The organism is Lysinibacillus sp. EB271-A1-10B (genome assembly GCF_058791335.1).
Map to the genome: position 1 here is coordinate 96,726 of NZ_JBYTDL010000004.1, position 16,676 is coordinate 113,401.

Annotated in this window: 15 protein-coding genes and 2 riboswitches; of the genes, 5 read left to right on the forward strand and 10 right to left on the reverse strand. The window is 39.1% G+C overall.

Translation table 11 applies throughout. The features are described 5' to 3' along the window. Window positions 1-6: 6 nt before the first annotated feature. From AC3WSK_RS07815 to AC3WSK_RS07860, 10 genes are read right to left on the reverse strand one after another with little or no spacing between them, the layout of a single operon-like run. Window positions 7-1,128: a cobalt-precorrin 5A hydrolase gene (locus tag AC3WSK_RS07815; protein WP_492412165.1), complete on the reverse strand. Its 1,122-nt coding sequence runs from the start codon at window positions 1,126-1,128 to the stop codon at window positions 7-9. Next, complete coding sequence (cobM, locus tag AC3WSK_RS07820) at window positions 1,121-1,906, reverse strand: precorrin-4 C(11)-methyltransferase (protein WP_285396191.1); 786 nt, start codon at window positions 1,904-1,906, stop codon at window positions 1,121-1,123. Before cobM ends, AC3WSK_RS07815 begins: the two co-directional genes overlap by 8 nt. Continuing rightward, the gene (gene cobI / locus AC3WSK_RS07825) at window positions 1,906-2,613 is read right to left on the reverse strand and encodes a precorrin-2 C(20)-methyltransferase (RefSeq protein ID WP_079561987.1); all 708 of its coding nucleotides are present in this window, start codon (window positions 2,611-2,613) and stop codon (window positions 1,906-1,908) included. Before cobI ends, cobM begins: the two co-directional genes overlap by 1 nt. After that, on the reverse strand, window positions 2,606-3,826 hold the full coding sequence (cbiE, locus tag AC3WSK_RS07830; protein WP_492412162.1) for a precorrin-6y C5,15-methyltransferase (decarboxylating) subunit CbiE: 1,221 nt from the start codon (window positions 3,824-3,826) through the stop codon (window positions 2,606-2,608). The genes cobI and cbiE overlap by 8 nt, the downstream gene beginning before the upstream one ends. Beyond that, window positions 3,783-4,916 carry a cobalt-precorrin-5B (C(1))-methyltransferase gene (locus AC3WSK_RS07835; protein WP_492412160.1) on the reverse strand — a complete coding sequence of 378 codons (1,134 nt, stop codon included), beginning with the start codon at window positions 4,914-4,916 and terminating at the stop codon, window positions 3,783-3,785. The genes cbiE and AC3WSK_RS07835 overlap by 44 nt, the downstream gene beginning before the upstream one ends. Then, a complete protein-coding gene (locus AC3WSK_RS07840) occupies window positions 4,916-5,575 on the reverse strand; it encodes a precorrin-8X methylmutase (protein ID WP_386827171.1) in 660 nt (219 codons plus the stop codon). Before AC3WSK_RS07840 ends, AC3WSK_RS07835 begins: the two co-directional genes overlap by 1 nt. Before the next feature lie 12 nt (window positions 5,576-5,587). After that, window positions 5,588-6,349: a precorrin-6A reductase gene (cobK, locus tag AC3WSK_RS07845; RefSeq protein ID WP_492412158.1), complete on the reverse strand. Its 762-nt coding sequence runs from the start codon at window positions 6,347-6,349 to the stop codon at window positions 5,588-5,590. Next, window positions 6,346-7,218 (reverse strand): sirohydrochlorin chelatase, encoded by an 873-nt coding sequence (locus AC3WSK_RS07850; protein WP_492412156.1) that lies wholly within the window; start codon window positions 7,216-7,218, stop codon window positions 6,346-6,348. Before AC3WSK_RS07850 ends, cobK begins: the two co-directional genes overlap by 4 nt. Window positions 7,219-7,232: 14 nt before the next feature. Next, window positions 7,233-8,903 (reverse strand): precorrin-3B C(17)-methyltransferase, encoded by a 1,671-nt coding sequence (gene cobJ, locus AC3WSK_RS07855; RefSeq protein ID WP_079561981.1) that lies wholly within the window; start codon window positions 8,901-8,903, stop codon window positions 7,233-7,235. 4 nt (window positions 8,904-8,907) lie between these two features. Continuing rightward, window positions 8,908-9,279 (reverse strand): (2Fe-2S) ferredoxin domain-containing protein, encoded by a 372-nt coding sequence (locus tag AC3WSK_RS07860; protein ID WP_079561980.1) that lies wholly within the window; start codon window positions 9,277-9,279, stop codon window positions 8,908-8,910. Between the two features lie 139 nt (window positions 9,280-9,418). Beyond that, a riboswitch (cobalamin riboswitch) is annotated at window positions 9,419-9,601 on the reverse strand. A 224-nt stretch (window positions 9,602-9,825) separates the two neighbouring features. Next, a riboswitch (cobalamin riboswitch) is annotated at window positions 9,826-10,010 on the forward strand. A gap of 147 nt (window positions 10,011-10,157) precedes the next feature. Here AC3WSK_RS07860 and AC3WSK_RS07865 point away from each other — a divergent pair. The 5 genes from AC3WSK_RS07865 (at window position 10,158) to AC3WSK_RS07885 (ending at window position 16,572) form a co-directional block, all read left to right on the forward strand. Continuing rightward, window positions 10,158-10,904, forward strand: a complete 747-nt coding sequence (locus AC3WSK_RS07865) for an energy-coupling factor ABC transporter permease (protein WP_492412153.1) — start codon at window positions 10,158-10,160, stop codon at window positions 10,902-10,904. Between the two features lies 1 nt (window position 10,905). Further along, window positions 10,906-11,178, forward strand: coding sequence for an energy-coupling factor ABC transporter substrate-binding protein (locus tag AC3WSK_RS07870; protein ID WP_079561978.1), 273 nt, complete (start codon window positions 10,906-10,908; stop codon window positions 11,176-11,178). A 3-nt stretch (window positions 11,179-11,181) separates the two neighbouring features. Then, complete coding sequence (cbiQ, locus tag AC3WSK_RS07875) at window positions 11,182-11,955, forward strand: cobalt ECF transporter T component CbiQ (protein WP_492412151.1); 774 nt, start codon at window positions 11,182-11,184, stop codon at window positions 11,953-11,955. Next, window positions 11,952-12,788 (forward strand): energy-coupling factor ABC transporter ATP-binding protein, encoded by an 837-nt coding sequence (locus AC3WSK_RS07880; RefSeq protein WP_492412149.1) that lies wholly within the window; start codon window positions 11,952-11,954, stop codon window positions 12,786-12,788. The genes cbiQ and AC3WSK_RS07880 overlap by 4 nt, the downstream gene beginning before the upstream one ends. 292 nt (window positions 12,789-13,080) lie before the next feature. Continuing rightward, entirely contained in the window at window positions 13,081-16,572 is a 3,492-nt protein-coding gene (locus AC3WSK_RS07885; protein WP_492412147.1) for a S8 family peptidase, read from the forward strand. The last annotated feature ends 104 nt before the right edge of the window (window positions 16,573-16,676 follow it).

Below are 16,676 nucleotides of genomic sequence, written 5' to 3' on the forward strand. Positions count from 1 at the left end.
TCCTCCTTAAAATGTTAATCTAGCAACAGAAATAGTAGCATTGCCTGATTTTTTCTTTTCTAGCACAAGCGACTCCACTTGCGCATAACGCATTGCAGCAGGCTCACTCACTCCGTATGCTCCGGTATATTTAAAAACGGTTTCCGAAGGTGATGGGAAATCAATTTCATTTAATTCCGTCGGCGAATATGTAACAAATTCCCAATCGTATCTCTTCGTTATTTCAAGGAAACATTGCTCGTCTTTCTTTAAATCAATCGTACATAACGCTTTGACACTTTTTTTCGAAAGCTTCAGCTCTGCAAGGGTTTCATCAATAACTTGCTCAATTTCTTCCACAGATGTCCCACGATTACAGCCCATGCCAAGCACGACGGATTTTGGTCGATAAATAACACCATTTTCAAGAAGCACTTCTTCCTCTTGTTCAATGATGCGGTCAGTAATGAGCAATGTCGCATGTGGTTTCACTTCAATCGCTGCATATGTTGATGGATAAATCTTAATTTGCTCTGGCATCGCTGTATCACGCATCCACCAGTCACGTTCCCCTGTTTCCTGAACGATTGCGACGTGCTCCTCGTTTACAACAGAGGCACTTACAGGTGTCAGTTTATCGGCACTATCCCATACCCATCCAAAACGTGCCCCAAATAAATCAACCGGAATCGTTTTTTGCACATCTGAAGCTGTCGTAATAATTGGATTTGCTCCAAGCGCTGCGGCAACTTCATGTGTCAGCTCATTTGCGCCACCAAGATGTCCCGATAAAACACTAATTACATTTTCACCACGATCATCAATAACAACTACGCCTGGATCTGTCTTTTTATCCTTTAAAATCGGTGCTATCATGCGGACAACTGCACCGAGTGAGATGATTAAAATTAAGCCTTTATATTGCTTAAAAAGAGTAGGGAGCAGTAAACGCACAGTACCTGTAAACATTTGAATATGCTTTTCTGCTTCATCCCCCTGCTCAAATTTGCTCATGTAATATAAGTCGCTCGCAGCAAAAGTATGCTGCAAGCGACGTCCAATTTGAACACCATGCTTTGTAATGGCGACAACTGCATAAGGATTTCGTTGGTCAACCTCTGGTAAGACGCCCTCTTGTAACTCAATCACTTGTCTTCACACCTTTTCTAAAGCCATGTGTGAAAGTAGCATCATATAATTTCGAACGATATTGATCTTTATCATGAATAGTCGGATCTAATGCCCAGCCAGCTAAAATCATCGCATGTTTACGAATACCGTTCACACGCATAGCTTCATCCAGTTCAATTAATGTTGTACGTACGATTTTTTGATCTGGCCAAGAAGCTCGTTGAATAACAGCTACTGGTGTATCATCAGCCCAGCCAGCACTTTGTAGTTCTTTTACTATTTTCTTCGTTAGCGTTGCACTCAGGAACAATGCAATCGTACAGTGATGACTCGCTAAATCGCGTAGCTTTTCGAATTCCGGTACAGGGGTACGTCCTTCGGCACGCGTTAAAATAAGTGTTTGTGTTAAGTCAGGAATTGTTAATTCTGCCCCGATTGCCGCTGCAGAAGCAAAGACCGAGCTTACACCAGGAATAACCTCATAACCAATGCCTTCTTTTTTTAATAGGGCCACCTGCTCCATGATCGCGCCATACATAGCAGGGTCTCCCGTATGCATACGAGCTACTACTTTACCAGCGTTAACACGATCTACCATGACCGCTACCATTTCCTCTAAATGCATACCCGCTGTACGAATAACTTCTGCATCTGGTTTTGCCTTTGCAATCAGGTCTTCATTCACTAAAGAATCTGTATACATAACAACGTCTGCAGTTTGCAGCATATGTAAGCCTTTAACTGTAATTAAATCTGGATCACCAGGACCCGCACCAACAATATATATTTTCTTCATTATTTACGCACCACCATTAACGTTAAATATTCTAGATCGACACCGTCTAGTTCGCGTACATCCCAAATGATTTCCTCATCGGATGTTACCTTCGTTACGACTGACGCTTTATCAAGTAAATCTAAATCACGTAGTACTTCAAGCATTAAATCAATAACCTTCGCTACTTTTATGAACACTACTGCATCGTGACTTTCAATCGCTTCACGCATAGCCTCATAGTCGTCATGAGCAGGTACAATGGCAACACGGTCATCGCCATCTGCGAGCGCAATTCCAAGTCGTGATGCTGAACCGTTGAACGAAGAAATACCAGGAACTGTTCGAATTTCAACTTCAGGGTGCATGTCCTGCATTAGCTTCATCATATGGATGAACGTACTATATAATAATGGGTCTCCTTCTGTTACGAATGCGACGTCCTTACCTTCTTTTAATTTTTCATAAACAAGTTGAACTGATTTCGTCCATTCACGTTCTAATACAGCTTCATCCTTTGTCATTGGAAATACTAAGCCAAGCATATCCTTTTCTTCTGGGTTAATGTAGACATCTACGATACGATGTGCGTAGCTTTTACTGCCTTTTAATTTTTTCGGATACGCGATAACAGGCGATTCCTGAATGACACGGAATGCCTTAACTGTAATTAACTCTGGATCGCCAGGACCTACGCCCAAGCCATATAAAATACCAAGATTACTCATGATTTTCTTCCTTTCGATATGCAGAAATAATGTAAATCGGATTTAATGGGACAAAACGTGTCATATCTAATATTGGTTTGCTGCGTGCAAGTTGTGCCTGCAATATGTCAACAGCAAAGCCACAAGATTTAAACGCTTCGACTGCCTTATATAAATTTTCAATAGTTGCAGCATTCAATACAATACGACCGTTTGGCTTTAAGCGTGAACAGCATAATTGTAAGAGCTCCACCATTTCTCCTCCTGTACCGCCGATAAATATCGCATCCGGATCAGGGAAGTTTTCAAGTCCTGCTGGCGCTTTACTATGAATAGCTGTAATATCTACACGAAACTTTTGCTGATTTTGCAAACAATTATCCAAATCAGGTGCGTTTTTTTCTACGGCAAATATTTGACCTTCTGGGGCAAGCTTTCCGGCCTCAATAGCCATCGAACCAGTACATGTACCAACGTCCCAAATGATACTATCCTTTTGTAGCTGCATCGCTTGTAAACTTAAGACACGAATTTCTTTTTTCGTAATTAAACCTTTATCGGGCTTACGCTGCGAAAATTCTTCATCATCAATACCGAGTGCATAGCGTCTCGGTACTGATGTTTGCTGTAAAATGACTACATTTAAAGGAGAAAAATCAGTCATTTCTAATTCATCAAGCGAATACCAGCCGATTTTTTCATTTGTGCCCTGTAAATTTTCTGCAACAAATGCACGGTATTCTGTCATGCCGAAATGTTTTAAATAACGTGCTAACACATTCGGATTATTCTCAACATCTGTTAGTAATGCCACTTTCTTTTTACCGTCAATACGTTGTGCTAAGCCTTTCATGGAGCGCCCATGAATACTTGTAACATAAGCATCCTGCCAGCTTTCCCCCATCTTTGAAAAAGCAATCTGGACTGAGCTCATATACGGATAAACTTCAATGTCTAGCTTTTTCGCTAAATAACCTCCGATTCCGTAAAATAACGGATCACCAGACGCTAAAATAACTGTATTTCTTGTTTCTGCAGATAATCTCTCAACAAGAGCAGATAGACCACCTTTAATCAACATTTTTTCACCAGTAAAGTTCGGGAAAAATTCTAGAACACGCTCTCCACCAACAAGCACCTCACAGTCGTCAATCCACTGTACATATTGCGGTAGTAAGCTATCTTGTCCGTTATCCCCGATCCCAATTAATTTCATCGATCGATGCAATGTCATCAGCCCTTCCTAATAATTGTCCCTGCATCGAATAGATCGATGTGGAAAGCGTTAAACCGCCCCTAATGTGATGTATTGATGAATAGCAGCACGCCTCACATAAGCGGTTGAAGAATGCATCATAGCCCTTTTCTGCCATAATTTCTCCGACCTGTGACGCAGTGTTTGCCTCTCGTACGTTTGTAACGGTTTCTTCATCTGCACCTATATCCACTGCTAATTGAGCTAAAAAGTTAAAATCAATAGGAGCACTTTTGGAGTGCACCATCATGACACCTTGTGCCACCTTCGAGAATTTCCCCATCATACCGACAAGCGATACTTGCTTCATACCAAGACGTTTACAATGCTTTAATGTAAAGCCTACAAAATCGCCCATTTCTATAAATGCTTCCTCTGGCAAATTAGGGTATTGTGCCATCGCATACTTTTCACTACGTCCACCAGTCGTAACAACTAAATGCTCACAACCAGCCTCTTTCGCAACACTAATCGCTTGAACAATACTAGCCATATAAGCGGAACTCGAAAAAGGCACGACGGTTCCCCTTGTGCCTAAGATGGAGATGCCTCCAATAATACCAAGTCTCCCATTTAACGTTTTTTTAGCAATTTCCTCACCTTTAGGGACGGAAATAACTACGTTAACGCCTCGTTTAATTTGAAATTCATCAAGTACGCCTTGTACAGTACTATGAATCATCTTTCGTGGTACTGGATTGATAGCTGCTTCTCCGACAGGTACTGGTAAGCCGGGCTTTGTTACGCGCCCGACACCAATTCCACCGTCTAGATGAATACCTGGACTATCCGCCCAGCTTACTGTGCCAACAATGAGTGCTTTATGGGTTGCATCTGGGTCATCACCAGCATCTTTAATCGTTTCACAGCTTACAGCTTCGTTCTGAAATGTACATTTTTCTATCGTAAAGGTTGCATCTCGCCCAATTGGTAAATGAATGGTACTTGTTTCTTGCTCTTCATTTGTAATTAAGGCAAGTAATGCAGCCTTTGTAACTGCAGTCGCACAGGATCCCGTTGTATAACCGTGACGCATGTCTTTTGGATCCTTTTTAGGCTTCCGCTCCATTATTTTTTCGCCTGTTCATCCGCTAAAAGTGAGACAGCATTCAATGCGGCAACCGTCACTGTACTACCGCCTTTACGACCAACATTTGTAATGTACGGAATACCTTCTATTTTTAATAGCTCTTCCTTCGATTCAGCAGCAGAAACGAAGCCAACTGGCATACCAATAATTAAATCTGGTTTCGCTAAACCTTCTTTAATTAAACGAATTAATTCAAGCAATGCTGTCGGCGCATTACCAATTGCGTAAATACCACCTTCATGTAATTTAGCAGCCTTTTGCATAGAGATAATCGCACGTGTTGTGTTTTGTTTTTTCGCTTCAATTGAAACGTCTTCATCTGCAATATAGCAGTGTAAATCGCCACCATGCTTTTGGAAACGTTTTTTCCCTGAACCACTTTCAATCATTTGCACATCTGCAATGACATGGCGACCTGCAAGAATTGATTTAATACCTGCTTCAATCGCTCCCGGTGTAATAATAACGCTACGTCCTAATTCAAAGTCAGCAGAAGCGTGAATGATGCGGCGTACAATTTTCCACTCGTCTTCTGAGAAATTATGCTCGCCCATTTCCTCTGCAATAATTGAGAAACTGTAATCGTAAATTTTATCCGGGTCTACTGTTAATGGTTTGAAATCTGTTTTAAAGTCCATCTAAAATGCCTCCTAATGTGTGTTTTGTACAGCTTGCAATACATCTTCAAATGTAGAATATTGCTGTCCGTATTTGATATTTGGTCTTGCAATTAAAATCGTTTCAATGCCACATGCAAGGGCAGCGTCCAGCTTTTCATCCACCGAGCCAACCTTGCCGCTTTCTTTCGTAATCATCAATGTCACATCATATTGACGAAACAGTGCTTCGTTTAATTCCTTTGAAAACGGACCTTGTATGGCAACAATATCTCTTTGTGCCACACCGAGTGCTTCGCATTTTTCCATATTATCGAGTCGAGGAAGCATGCGCGCGATCACTCGCGTATTTTCTAAGCCATGTAATACCTTTGTAAAGGACGCTAGCGTTTTACTGCCCGTCGTTAGCATAATTACACCACGTTTTTCAGCTGCTAAGTGGGCAGCCTCCTCGTAATCTTTCACAATCGTAATAAGTGGATGTGCATAATGCTCGTGGGCACGTTCATAGCGAATATACGGTACATTTGCTTGCTCGGCTGCTGCCATCGCATTTTTTGAAGCTTCTTCAGCAAATGGATGAGAGGCATCTACAACTAAACGGTTTCCTTGCTCCGTAATAATCGTCGCCATTTCCTCAGCCGTTAATCGACCGACTAAATGTGGTAGGCCTACTTCTGCAAGGCTTGAGGCTGCTGAATCAGTAACGACCGTTGCTGTCACAGCGTAACCTGCTGACTGTAATTCAAGTGCTAGATTCCTTGCATCGCTCGTCCCCGCTAACATGAAGATCATTGCACTGGCTCCTCTTCATGGTGATGGTGCTCATGGTCATGGTGGTGATGATGATGCGCATGTCCATGTGCTGCCGCATAAGCACGATAGTTCTCTAAATCTTGCATACCTGTTGATGTACCATTCACAGCTTGTTCAATTCGCTCTAATAACACATTTTGTAAACGCTCATGATAGCCAAAATAGTTGGCAATTTGAATATCACAGTCAGGATATTTTTCGTTAAATTGCTTACACATCCCATTCATTCGTTCCATTAAGATACCCGTGAATAAAAAGTACGGTAGCATAATGATTTTTTTAGCACCAAGCTTCACACAGCGCTCAATTCCTTCTTCAACACGAGGATCTGTAACCCCCATAAATGCGCTTTCTACATATTGAACCGGGAGTTTCTCCCATAACAGGCGTGTAATTTTATAAAAATCACCATTTGCATATGGGTCACTGCCACCTCGTGCAATTAATAAAACCGCGGTATCTTTATGTTCTTCTTCAGCATTAAAGCCTATTTCTGCTAAACGATCTTCTAAAATCGCAAATATTTCTTCATGGATACCGATTGTTTGACCATATGTGAACGTAATATTTGGATAATGCTCACGCGCATGTTCGATTTCTGCTGGAATATGCATTTTTGAATGTCCAGCATGAAGAAGAATAATCGGAATAACATGCACCTCTGTAGCGCCCTTCTTCACACAGTTCGTAATACCTTCTTCAATGCTCGGCGAGGCAAACTCTAAAAAACATGTTTCTACTAAAAAATTCTCATCAATACGAGGTTTCATTTGCTCGATAAACGTGCGTACCTCTTCATTTCCTGCTTCTAAACGGCTCCCGTGGCCGACAAATAAAATTGCTTTCATCTCATTACCCCTCACTAGTCGCCGCATGGAGCTGGCTCAACTTTTATTTTTGAAGACATATCCTGATACGTAAAATGTAGGATCTTTTTCACACGCTTGAAGTATTTAAACAAACGTTCATTTGGATGTGCATTTGCTTTATATTCTTCGATAATGTCGGTAATAAGCGGTATTAGCTGTTCAGGCTCTAATCCTTCAACAACAGGCTGAGCCGCATGTGCTGTCCGACCAACCGGCTTGGCACCAATAAAAACATCGAATTTACTTTTACGATAAACAATGCCAATATCATCAAATACGGCTCGATAACACGCCATACCACAGCCATTAAAACCAATATTCAATGTTTTCGGTAACGACATACCACCAAGCTTTTCTTGAATCTCTTCCGCATATGGAATCGAATCAGTTTTTTCTCCATAACAGAAATCACAAGCCTTTAACGAAAGTACGTCACCAATTGGTGTTAGTAAAAAGCCTACTTCGCGAAGCTTTGCTGTAATCTCTCCTGGCTCGGACGTAGGAATTTTCAAATGAATTTGGTGGTCTGGTGTATACTCCATCGTTCCTTCCTCACCAACTACCTCAGCTAATGTCATCATTTGTTGAGGCGTAAAAAACTTATTGGCTACCCCAGGACTAACAGCTAATTCAAAAACCGATTCGATTTTTTGTTGAACGAGCTTAGGTGTTACTTTCACAGCGCTAGTTCCCTTCACCTTTGCCAGAGCTGCTGTTGCCATTTCAAGCGATGACTTTTTAGGCTTTGGTTGTGATGTTATAGCTAAACTGGGCTTTATACGATTGGCATTCGGATCTGTTGCAAAATCATTTCGCGCTGCCCCGGTTTCTTGATTCATTGCCCATGGTTCATTTTCTTCCTTCAGTCGTTGATGTGGTCGTAACGGCTGTTTTTCTTCTCCAAGTGTATATTTACGCTGATAACCACGTGGTGTAATCATTTTATTGTCATAGAAAAATGTTGATGAATTCCCGATAATAACGGTTGTTAACATGCCGATATCATGTTCAAGCATTTCTGCTAAAGTCGTCATCGTAATTTCCTGACGGTCACGATACGCGCTTTTCACAAGGCCAACCGGTGTATCGGGCGAACGATATTCTAATAAAATTCGTTGAGCCTCTACGATTTGTCTCGTACGACGTCCACTTTTTGGGTTATAAAGCGCAATAACAAAATCCGCCATTGCCGCTGCTTCTACCCGCTTAGCAATTAAATTCCAAGGTGTTAAGTGGTCACTCAAACTAATAGTACAAGCGTCGTGCATAATAGGAGCACCTAGTAAACTTGCACACGAATTAATAGCAGAAATACCTGGAACAATTTCTACTTCGATACCAGTGGCTTCCGTCCAGCCTAGCTCGATTAATACTTCATACACTAATCCTGCCATCCCATAAACACCGGCATCACCACTAGAAATAACCGATACGATACTTCCAGCCTCTGCTTGACGTACAGCTTCCTGTGCACGTGAAACTTCCTCTGTCATACCAGTACTAATAATCGACTTTGCACTAACTAAATCTTGAATAAGCTCAACATAGGTTTTATAACCAATAATCATATGACTTTGTTGTAGTGCCTCTACAGCACGAGTCGTAATATGTTTAAAGTCTCCAGGGCCAAAGCCAACTACGAAAATCTTACCTTTTTGCGCCATTTTGCTACCCCTCTTTCACCTTTTCAATACCTTTAATGGCTGTTGTTTGTGCTGTACGCTGTAAAGATCCTTCACGTAAAGTAAAGACATGCTCATTATGTAAAGATTCATGATTTAAATCTTGTACGAGTGCCTTCGCATGCTCTGTTGTCGGCACGCGGTACCAATTCCCTTGAGGATAAGCAATGACAACACAAGCATCTTTACACCTACCATTACAGCGAGTCCTTGTCGTATGTATTTCCTTATCAAGTTCCAGTACCTGTATTTCATCACGAATTGCCTGAGTAATGTCCTCAGCATCTTTTTTCATACAGCTACTACCATTGCATATAAAAAGATGTGTTTTCATCCCTTCTAAATTCCAAGTTGTCATAGTTTTTCTCCCCTCATTTACTTTTAGGAAAAAGAAAAACCTTTACTCTAGACGAAGAGTAAAGGTTTAGTAGAAGCCAAATAAAAACGAATATATACAGGTACTCGCTCTCGCTTCAACTTCTCCCTCCGAAAAGTTTGCATGCATTATCACATAAGCAGGTTTCCTGACTTAAGCTTCCTTTTACTTTCGCGCCTTCCTAGTTCTCACTAGTGGCATCCGCGATTTCATCAGCTATTACAGTAGCGGGGGCTGTATCGGATTCTCACCGATTTCCCTATTATCTTGAAAATATTCAAGCACTTATGGATGTTTTATATGAATTTATTTTTTTGTAAAATTAAAAACTGTTTCTATCATAGCTTATTTTTTTAAAATTTCAATATTTCTTTCTAAATTTGTGACATTTTCAGTAATTTTTTAATGAAAAATATGACATTCCTTTTCTATTTATCCGAATTTTCGACATAGACACTCAATTAAAAATTTTTTCTTAAAAAGTATAGCATATATATGGAAATTCATGTTACACTTTGTCGTGAAATCACAACTTCATCTTTTTTCGGTGCGAATTGTTCATCATTTCGCTTAAAAGGGAAGCCGGTTTAAGTCCGGCGCGGTCCCGCCACTGTACTAGGGAGTTTTATAGATAATGTCACTGTCCAAAGGATGGGAAGGCCTATAAAACGTTGAACTAAAGCCAGGAGACCTGCCGAAAAATATGTGATCGTTTGAACCTACGAGGATAGGTGTGCGGCTGAGCAAATTAGAATTTTATTTGCATTTTTAGCTATGCACTTTTCCACAATTGGAGAAGTGCTTTTTTGATTTCGTATCGCATACTATTCGAACTATTTTAATGTGAGGAGGAGAAATTTTTGAAATTCTCAGGTTGGAAGCTTAGTTATTTCTTATTGGCATTTTTATTCGTACCAGACCGTGCATTTGCGATGCACATTATGGAGGGCTTTTTGCCAATTGAATGGGCGATTTTTTGGTGGGTCTTATCGATTCCATTTATTATTTTAGGATTACGTTCTATTCGTAAAACTATTGATGAAAATCCTGAAATAAAAATGATTTTAGGCCTATCTGGTGCCTTTGCCTTTGTACTATCAGCTTTAAAAATCCCTTCTGTAACAGGTAGTTGTTCACATCCGACAGGGGTTGGTCTTGGGACAGTTCTTTTTGGACCATTAGCGATGAGCGTTATCGGAACAATCGTATTATTATTCCAATCTTTACTTTTAGCACATGGTGGGCTGACAACTTTAGGTGCTAATGCCTTTTCTATGGCAATTGCTGGTCCTATTATTGCTTATTATGTTTTTAAGGGTTCTCAAAAAATGGGATTATCATTTTCAGTAGCCGTCTTTTTAGCAGCAATGCTTGGTGACTTAGGTACATATATTGTCACTTCTGTACAATTAGCGCTTGCCTTCCCTTCTGAGGTCGGAGGCTTTATGACTTCATTCACAAAGTTTGCTAGTATTTTTGCGTTCACGCAAATTCCTCTTGCTGTTAGTGAAGGCATTTTAACAGTGATCGTTATGAATTTCTTGAAAAAATACAATGTGAGTGAATTAAAAGCTTTACGCGTTTTCTCGGCAAAGGAGGCTCACTAACATGAAAAAAAATTTACTGCTCTTAGCAATTGTTGTGTTGTTAGCAATCATTCCCCTCTTCATTCAAAAAGGCGCAGATTTTGAAGGTGCTGATGGTGAAGCGGAGGCAGCAATTGGTGAAATAGATGCTAACTACGAGCCTTGGTTTGAAAGCTTATGGGAGCCACCAAGTGGTGAAATAGAAAGCTTATTATTCGCACTACAAGCTGCTATTGGAGCCGGATTTATTGGCTATTTCATCGGCTTAATGCGTGGTAAACATAAAGAGGGATAAGTGATGTTACTCATTGATAAGTATGCTTATATGAATAAACTAGCGTCTGTTCATCCGCTGGAAAAAATGACGTTATCCCTAGGATTGCTTTTATTGTCGCTTATCATGAGAGATGAACGAATTTCACTCATTACATTTATTGTGATGAGTGATTTTATCATTTTAGGTGCAAAAATCCCAGCTAAATATTACGCAAAATTACTATTGCTACCCGGATTTTTTTTACTTTCGAGTCTAGCATCCATTTTAATTTCTATAGCGCCAGCAACAAGCACACTACCTCCAACTATTTGGTCATTTTCTTTTCATCATTGGACAATATTTGTTGGCAGTACGAGCTTAGTGACAGCGCAACAGCTTTTTTTCATCGTCCTTGGCAGTATAAGCTGTTTGTATTTTTTAATTCTTACGACATCAGTCCAATCTATTTGTTATGTCCTGCGACAATGGCGACTGCCCACTCTATTCATAGAGCTAGTAGAACTAACGTATCGTTTTATTTTTATCTTTTTAGATAGTATGCAAAAAATTCATCTTGCTCAGCAGGCTCGTCTAGGGTACAGCTCCCCTATACAGTGGCTTCGCTCGGTCTCCATGCTGATTGCCGCTTTATTTGTCGAGATGTTCCAACGTAGTCTTGAACTAAACAATGCGATGGAAGCACGTGGTGGCGAGACGGTCTATTGGCAGGAGGAGATTACCTATAACATGAAAAATTGGCTAGGTATTGTTGCAATTTTTATACTCCTCATCATTTATGGAGGTTTTTTCTCATGACAGATTTGTACTTTGAATTAACACATTTATCCTACACTTATGTAGACGGAACTCATGCTTTAACAGACATTACACTCCAAATTCCAAAAGGGAAAAAAATAGCTTTACTTGGTCATAATGGAGCTGGAAAATCAACTTTATTCCAGCATTTAAATGGAATTTTGAAGCCTACAGCTGGAAGTATATCCTTTCAAGGCAAAGCACTTAACTATAGTAGAAAAGCATTAAAAGAATTACGTCAACAGGTTGGTATTGTTTTTCAGGATGCAGACAACCAGCTTTTTTCTGGCACTGTTAAACAAGATATTGCATTTGGACCTCTGAATCTTGGCTGGACAACTGAAATAATTGAAGAAAAAATTGCATGGGCTATCGCTCAAACCGAAGTTGAAGCATTGCTCGATAAACCGATTCATTTTTTAAGTGTTGGACAGAAAAAACGTGTCGCAATGGCAGGAGTACTTGCAATGGAACCTTCTGTTTTATTATTAGATGAACCGACCGCTGGACTAGATAATTATTATAGTGCACAAGTTTTACAATATTTAGCTACGTTAGAAAACGGTGAACGAACCATTTTACTAGCAACTCATGATATCCCGTTAGCCTATGAATGGGCAGATCAAATAGTCGTCATGGAAGCTGGGAGAATTATTTATAATGGCGATCCAGTTGAACTGTTCTTTCAAGCAGATTTGCTTGAAAGAGCCCATCTTGAACGTCCATGGGTCTTCGAAACGGCCATTGCTTTACAAAACAAAAAACTATTTGAGAAAAGCATCAAAATGCCTCGTTCTAAGGAAGATTTACACAAACTTATAGAGCAGCTTTAAAGTAATTTTTCCATAGTTTTATTTTTCTCACTATGGCTAATACACTCTTCTACTCAAATAAAACAGATCGAGTAGAAATGGTAGCCGTTATCTGGAAAGGATATGATTTTTCTTTAGTAATCCTAGGGAGATTCCATCAACTTCCTACAAATCTTTACGATGAGTAAAATATAATGGTAAAATATAGATTGGTAACTTTGAAAAATATATCCTCAATTATGAAACTTTTCTATTACTTATTCGTAATAGTATAGATGTCACAAATAATTAACGACCCAAGGAGGGAAAACAGTTGAAAAACTGGACGAAAAAATCAGTTGCTCTAGTAGCATCTGCCGCACTAATGGTTCCTGCTGCTTCTGCCTTTGCTGAAGCTCCACAAAAAACAGCAAAGAACCAAGATGTAGTGAAAGTAGCTAGCAATAAGGACCAAGCATTCAAAAATCAAAAAGAATGGATTAGTAAGGATACGATTATTGTTAAACATTCTGGTCTTGATAAGAGTGTGCATAACAAAATTGGAACAAAAGTGATCCGCTCTATTCCTTCTTTAGGTTACGATGTTATCCAACTTAACAAAGGTACAAATTTAGAAAAAGCAGTTTCATATTACGCTCAGCAAAAAGGGGTTAAAAGTGTATCCCCAAGCTATGTGTATCATTCCTTTGGTACGAAAACAGATCCAAAGAAACAGGATATGTACCATTTAAATCTACTTCAAATTGATAAAGCTCTACAATTAGCAGGTAAAAATGATGTAAAAGTAGCAGTTATCGATTCTGGTGTGGACTTTAAACATCCAGATTTAAAATCTCAAGTACTACCTCCATATAATGCTGCAGCACCTGCCAATACTTCTTATCCTGGTGACCATGGTACACATGTAGCAGGAATTATTGGCGCTGCAAAAGATAATGGTATTGGAGGACACGGGATTAATCCTAAGGCCAAGCTGCTTCCGATCGATGTATTTAACGGAAAAGATGGTGCTAATGATTTCGTCATTGCACAAGGCATCCTTTATGCTATCGAGCAAGGCGCTGATGTTATCAATATGAGTCTTGGCGGCTATGGTGAATCTCCATTAATGGAGGAAGCCGTTCAGAAAGCGATTGAAAATGGAGTTACAATTGTAGCTGCTGCTGGGAATGAATCGACAGATAATTACTCCTTCCCTGCTTCTTACGAAGGCGTTATAAGTGTAGGTTCTACGAATGATCGAAACAAATTATCAAGCTATTCAAACTATGGTCCATCAGTTGACCTAGTAGCTCCAGGTGAAGATGTTTACAGTACAGTTCATGATGAGAAAAAAGGATCATCCTTTGTAAAATTTAGTGGAACATCGATGGCATCCCCTGTTGTTGCCGGTGTAGCATCACTTTTAAAATCAAAATATCCAGATTTAAAGCCTTTTGAAATAGAAGCTATTCTTGAAAAGACTGCAAAGGATTTAGGTGAGACAGGCTATGATCTTACATATGGACATGGTCTAGTAGATCCTGTGAATGCATTACAGTTTAATATAAAAGATTTACCAAAACAGTATTCAGAAACAAAAGAAGAGAGCTTGAAGAACGCTAAAGTCCTAAAAAAGGATACATTAAATACTGAAAAAGGTTCATTCAGCCAACCGGACGAAAAGAAATGGTACAAGGTTGATCTTGATGAAAATGACTATGCTCAACTGACATTAAAAGGTGCAGACAAATATGATTATGCATTTGATTTGTACTTCTACCCTGAAGGTTCTAATAAAAAAGTAGAACCAATTAACGTCAATGATGTTCGTGTAGGCAAACAAGAAGGATACCTATTTAATGCAGATCAAAAAGGAACCCTTCTAATTGGAGTTAAAGACCATAATGGCAACTATAGCTCAAAAGGTGCTTCTAACTATGTCTTCACAGCTCAAACGACTAAAGAATTACCAATTGATTCATTAGATATGGAGCATATGGAGAACATTGAAAAATTCCCATTCAGTACAGAAGGGAAAAACTATACCCTACTTTCTAAAGATCATCTAGGTGACAAAGATTATTTTACATTTTCAGTAAATGAACCAACGACACTGAAATTTGATTTAACTGGGATTCCAGGTGTTACTGCATCCATGGAGCTTTATTTAAAGGAAGACTTCCCAACAGAGATAGACGATGCTGAAGAATTAGATGGGGCATATCCAATCCGAGCGTCTTACGGCACGGATACAGGCGATGGAGTAAGCTTAGTTGTCGATGCTGAGCCTAATGAAAAGTATGTAATCGGCGTCTCTAATGAAAACAGTAACAATTCTACACTTGAAATGTTCTATAGCGGCGGTATTGATACTGAAGCAACTGTTAGTGAATCCATCATTCCTTACACATTAAAAGGTGAAGTCGTTACCCTTCCTGAAGATGAAGACGGCCTTTCATTAGAAGGAATGCTAGAAAGCAGCGTAGAAGACGATGACGATCTTTTATCTTTTAATGAATATACAGCAAAAAAACGTAATCAAAAGAATGATTTTATGAATATGTTCATGAATCCAGATGCTATGGATCAGCCGGAAAACGTTGAGCAAATTATGGAACAAGCGATTGGTTTTAATATTGGTCAAGATCAAAAAGCATACTTCCAAACTGAAGATGATGAAGATTACTTCAAATTTACAGCTAAAGAAAATGCCGTTTATGGTTTCAACATTCAAAAAGGTATAAACCAATCACCAGCTGGTACTATATTTGAATACGATGAGGAAACAAAAGAATTAATCCCAGTTTCTTCATTAACTAACGATATGGGGTTACTTAGTCTACTTCTTGGGTCATCAATTGATGAAAACGAAGCGAAGACAATTGCATTGAAAAAGGATAAAACCTATATTGTAAAAGTAATGAATCTTGGTGACCGTTCTTCTGAACCGTATACACTTAAAACAAGTAAAATGGCAGCTATTCCAAAAGAGGATAATATCAATAATAATACACCAAAGACTGCTATTAAGATTCAACCTGGTACAACTTACAAAGATCATCTCATTTATCAAGATAATACAGATTTCTACTATTATAAACAATATGGCAAAGATGAAATCATAAGCCTTCTTATTTCTTCTGTACCATATACAAAAGAACAGCTAGATAAATTACCAAAAGAACTTCAAAATGACTTGAAGTTTTCAGGCTCCATTATAGAAGATACGAATGGCAATAAAAAAATTGATCCAAAAGAAATGGCAACAGAAATTCAATTTGGACAAGGTGAAGATCTCATCCAAATGCTACTCGGTCTTGGCGGGACAACAGATGTAAATACTTCTTTTAAAGCAAAACAGGCTCACGGGTATTTTATTGTTCTTAACGGAAGCAATAATGGACAATTATCAATCCAACCGTATAATTTAACATTGTTTGATCATAAAAAAGCTGATGAAGATGCAGATTCCAAGATAGTTAACGGTGTACCGACAAAACCGACTGTACTTACGAAAAAAGACGGTAAATGGGTAGCTAATCAATATTTAAATGCCGGTGTTCAATTTGGTGATAAAGACTATTTCGAATTTAAAAACGACAGCAAACGCGATGTGTCCTTCTCTCTTAAAACAGAAAAAGCACTAGATGGCGTCATCCGTATTATTGATGCAAAAGGAAAAACAGTAGAAACTTTTGATTATTACGGAGCTGGAGATGCTGAAGTAGGTACAATCACACTGGATAAAGGAACTTACTTTATTGAAGTAAGTGAATATTACGGCAAAGCTAGTTCTCAACCATATACACTTGAAATCAAATAAAATACACCATTGAACTGAGAAAAATAGAATTTTCAGTTGAAGAAAGTGTAAAAGAATTATCCCCTAGATGATGAAAAATCTAGGGGATTTTTTATGAAGCATTC